The 4,221-nt window shown below is 60.2% G+C and carries 5 protein-coding genes; 1 reads left to right on the top strand and 4 read right to left on the bottom strand.

Annotation, left to right across the window (positions count from 1 at the left end; all coding sequences use genetic code 11):
• Window positions 1-241: 241 nt before the first annotated feature.
• On the bottom strand, window positions 242-1,882 hold the full coding sequence (cysN, locus tag ACXWUF_RS19580; RefSeq protein ID WP_458496266.1) for a sulfate adenylyltransferase subunit CysN: 1,641 nt from the start codon (window positions 1,880-1,882) through the stop codon (window positions 242-244).
• 100 nt (window positions 1,883-1,982) lie between these two features.
• Between cysN and ACXWUF_RS19575 the strand changes: the two genes are divergently transcribed.
• Window positions 1,983-2,585 (top strand): Uma2 family endonuclease, encoded by a 603-nt coding sequence (locus tag ACXWUF_RS19575; RefSeq protein WP_458496265.1) that lies wholly within the window; start codon window positions 1,983-1,985, stop codon window positions 2,583-2,585.
• Window positions 2,586-2,619: 34 nt separating this feature from the next.
• On the opposite strand, the gene ACXWUF_RS19570 is transcribed toward ACXWUF_RS19575, so the two are convergent.
• The 3 genes from ACXWUF_RS19570 to cysD all read right to left on the bottom strand — a co-directional run.
• Entirely contained in the window at window positions 2,620-3,039 is a 420-nt protein-coding gene (locus ACXWUF_RS19570) for a hypothetical protein (RefSeq protein ID WP_458496264.1), read from the bottom strand.
• A gap of 3 nt (window positions 3,040-3,042) precedes the next feature.
• On the bottom strand, window positions 3,043-3,369 hold the full coding sequence (locus tag ACXWUF_RS19565; protein WP_458496263.1) for a hypothetical protein: 327 nt from the start codon (window positions 3,367-3,369) through the stop codon (window positions 3,043-3,045).
• A 58-nt stretch (window positions 3,370-3,427) separates the two neighbouring features.
• On the bottom strand, window positions 3,428-4,221 hold a 794-nt coding region (gene cysD / locus ACXWUF_RS19560), incomplete at its 5' end, for a sulfate adenylyltransferase subunit CysD (RefSeq protein ID WP_458496262.1).

The raw sequence follows: 4,221 nt of genomic DNA, 5'->3' as shown, positions 1-4,221 counted from the left end.
TTTGGGGAATTTATCCCGCTCGGAACGCCCGCCGGGAACTGAAGTTTTGCCCCCTCTCCCTCAGGGAGAGGGCTGGGGTGAGGGGATGAAAATAGGATTTTTCCTTGCTTGGTTTTTTCGGCTCGCCCGTAAAAGTATTTTTTAAGGAAGAAATCTTGTTTGATCCCCCTCACCCTAACCCTCTCCCGATGGGAGAGGGGATTAAACAGGTATGGCGCGAATTTCACCCCTGTCTTACGATTTATCCGACAAAAACCCCGTTCTCCCGCAACAGCGCCAACAAGTCTTCCGCCGTCAGGGCATAGCCCGGTGCCACCAAATCCCCCGCTTCCGCGCCATCCAGCGTGCTGATACAAATCACGCCCGCCCGGTTGACCTGCTCCGCCACCGCCCGCGCTTGTCCGGCCAAACCCGGCTCATCCAGCACCACCGCCGCGTGACCCAGATCGAACAGCCGCCGCTCCAAGTCGTAAGCCAGTTTTATGCGGTTCTCGCCACTCAGCCACAGGGTCACGGCCTTCTGGCCGAAGCGGGCGGCGCGTTCTTCCACCGCCACCCGGTGGGAAGCTGCGGATTGTTCCGCCGCGCCCAGGATCATCCCGGCGCCGATGGTGACGTTGGTCAGCCGGTCAATAATGACGAAGGAGCCGGTGCCCTTGCAGACCTTGTAAGGATCGAAGGCCAGCGGCGCGGTCACGGCCACTTCGCAAAGCGCAATCTCATTTAGGTGGAGTTCGTCCGCCGGGGATTCTTCCAGGGTGTTCACGTCCAGCCGGTGGCAAATCTGGGCGATGGAGCCGGTCGCCAGGCGGGTGGTGTGCTTAAGGGTGTACTGCTTGCCCGGCACCATGGGCGCCTCGGTCATCCACACGATGTGGGCCAGGAAACGGGTGTCCAACAACGGCAAATCGTCGGGCCGCACCAGCATGTCGCCCCGGCTCACGTCGATCTCGTCGGTCAGGGCGAGGGTGACGGACTGCGGCGGGAAGGCCTCGTCCAACTCGCCGTCGTAGGTGACGATGGAGGCGATCCGGCTGGTCTTGCGGGAGGGCAGGGCCATCACCGCGTCGCCCTTGCGGAACAGGCCCGCCGCCACCGTGCCGCTGTAGCCCCGGAAGTCCAGGTTCGGGCGGTTCACGTACTGAACCGGGAAGCGCGGGTTGACGAAGTTCTGGTCCTCGGCGATTTCGATGCTGTCCAGCAGTTCCATCAAGGGCTGGCCTTGATACCAGGGCATGTGCGGGCTGGGGTTGACCACGTTGTCGCCCTTGAGCGCCGACAGCGGGATGAAGCGGATGTCGTGGATGTCCAGCTTCTCGGCGAAGGCCAGGTAGTCGGCGCGGATTTGCTCGAACACCGCCTCGCTGAAATCCATCAGGTCCATCTTGTTGACCGCCACGATCACATGCCGGATGCCCAGCAGGGAAACGATGAAGCTGTGTCGCCGGGTCTGGGTCTGCACGCCGTGGCGGGCGTCGATGAGGATGATGGCGAGGTCGCAGGTGGAGGCGCCGGTCGCCATGTTGCGGGTGTACTGCTCGTGGCCGGGGGTGTCGGCGATGATGAACTTGCGCCGGGTGGTCGAGAAGTAGCGGTAGGCCACGTCGATGGTGATGCCCTGCTCGCGCTCGGCCTGGAGGCCATCCATCAGGAGGGCCGGGTCGAAATCGTCGCCGGTGGTGCCGAACTTGGCGCTGTCCTTGCGAATGGCAGCCAGTTGGTCCTCGTAGATCATCTTGGAATCGTGCAGCAGGCGCCCGATGAGGGTGCTTTTGCCGTCGTCCACGTTGCCGCAGGTGAGGAAGCGCAGCAGTTCCTTGTGCTCGTGCTGGGTGAGGTAGGCGTGGATGTCGGAGGCGATGAGGTCGGATTGATGGGACATGGGTTGCTTCGCGTCAAACTTTGGAAAAACGAGTGGGTTGTTGTTTGGGGCTAAACGAACTTTTATGCTGTGAGCCTAATTTCACCGGGGAGAGACCGCCATGAGCGCCATACAAAATCCCGCCAGACATTTCACTTATGGCGACTACCGCCGCTGGCCCGCCGAGGAACGCTGGGAACTGATTGAGGGCGAAGCCTTCAACATGAGTCCCGCGCCCAGCCGCAGTCACCAGGAATGGGTGCTTGAGTTGGGCCGTCAGATTGCCAACCACCTTCTGGGCAAGCCCTGTAGCCCGTTCATTGCCCCGTTCGATGTGCGCCTGCCCGAGAAGAACGAAGCCGATGACGACACCAAAACCGTGGTGCAGCCGGACATTTCTGTCATTTGCGACCGGACCAAGCTGGACGAGGCCGGTTGCCGGGGCGCCCCGGACTTCATCATCGAGGTGCTGTCGCCGGGCACCTCCCGCACGGACCAAATCCACAAGAAGCGCCTCTACGAGCGGCACGGCGTGCGGGAATACTGGCTGGTCCATCCCATCGACCGGGTGCTGACCCGTTATCTGCTGGAAGAGGACCGCTACGGCGCCGCGCTCATCGAGGAAACCGTCGGCACCACCGAAGTCCACGTCCTGCCCGCCTTGGTCATCGACTGGGCGTTCACCGAACCGGAGCCGGACACCGCGCCGGTGGCTCATCCGTAGGTCGGGCCAATGCCCCCGTCCAGTGCCCCCCAGGTCAAATAATATCTATCCCACGAATAGCGCAAAGGTCTGCGAAATCGGGAGCGTTAAACGTGGCAAGATAACTTATATTGGCATTCTCGTCCTTGAGTATCTGCCGAATCAAACAAGCCACCATGCTTAGGGGACGGCCTTCTCGCAAGGACGATTGCAACGATAGCTCAAACGCCTCGTCCCGGTATGGCGCGTCATCCAGATAAATGATGCTGGGGGATTTCAGATAATCCTCAAATCGCTGCAAGGCGAGCCTGTTTCTGACAAATCGGGTTCGCAGGGTTTCGTACACCGTCGGCCAAGGCAAAACCGGTTGGAATAATTCTAATACTTCGATTTTGTCCTGGGCCTCCTCAAAATGCGCGTCACGTCGGTCGAACATTCCATACCAAACGCCCGTGTCTACAAGGGCATATTCCACGCATCAGCTCTCGTCGGCGTCCACTTGGCTGACTCGCACGGCATATCCCTCCCATGGAGATGCCTTGCGTCCGCCGATAATGAATTGGCCCTTCACTTTTTTTGTTTCGAGATCGCTGTACGCGACATAAATCCGGGTTTTCTTGGAAACCTGAATGGATTCCTCCAGGTCGGCTTTCAGTGCGCTGAGAAGCTCGCCAGAATATTCGTAATTGAGAAACGCCGCGCTATTGCCGCATTCTTTGGCGCCATGTTGATCGAGCCAAGTATAAATACCTTCGTAATCGCCCCGAACGCCCAAGTCGAAAATTATCCAAATCGCGCTTTTCATAGAATGCTCCATTTCGATCAGATTCGCGAGGATAAAGGTTATCTCCCCCCCCCGCCGGTCAGAAATACCCCTCTTTCTTCTTCTTCTCCATGGACGCGGCCTGGTCGTGGTCGATGAGTCGGCCCTGCCGTTCCGAGGTGGTGGTGAGCAGCATTTCCTGGATGATGTCCGGCAGCGTCGCCGCCTCCGATTCCACCGCGCCGGTCAAGGGATAACAGCCCAGGGTGCGGAACCTGACCATCTTCATTTCCGGCGCCTCGCCCGGTTCCAGCGGCATCCGGTCGTCGTCCACCATGATGAGGGTGCCGCCGCGCTGCACCACCGGGCGCATGGCCGCGTAGTACAGGGGCACGATGGGGATGCTTTCCAAATAGATGTACTGCCAGATGTCCAGCTCGGTCCAGTTGGAGAGGGGGAACACCCGGATGCTCTCGCCCTTGTTGACCTTGCCGTTGAACACGTTCCACAGCTCCGGGCGCTGGTTCTTAGGATCCCAGCGGTGGTTGCGGTCGCGGAATGAATAGACCCGCTCCTTGGCGCGGGACTTCTCCTCGTCGCGCCGCGCCCCGCCGAAGGCCGCGTCGAACTGGTACTTGGCTAGGGCTTGCTTGAGCGACTCGGTCTTCATGACGTCGGTGTGCTTCTCGCTGCCATGGGTGAACGGCCCAATCCCCTGCGCCACGCCCTCCTCGTTGATGTGAACGATCAGATCGAATCCCAGGTCGTGCGCCATGCGGTCGCGGAAGGCGATCATTTCCCGGAATTTCCACGTCGTGTCCACATGCAGCAGCGGAAACGGCGGCTTGCCGGGATGGAACGCCTTCATGGCGAGGTGCAGCATCACCGCCGAAT

Source organism: Methylomagnum sp., assembly GCF_054333355.1.
Note: the sequence above shows the minus strand (reverse complement) of the source record. Positions and strands in the feature narration are given on the sequence as shown.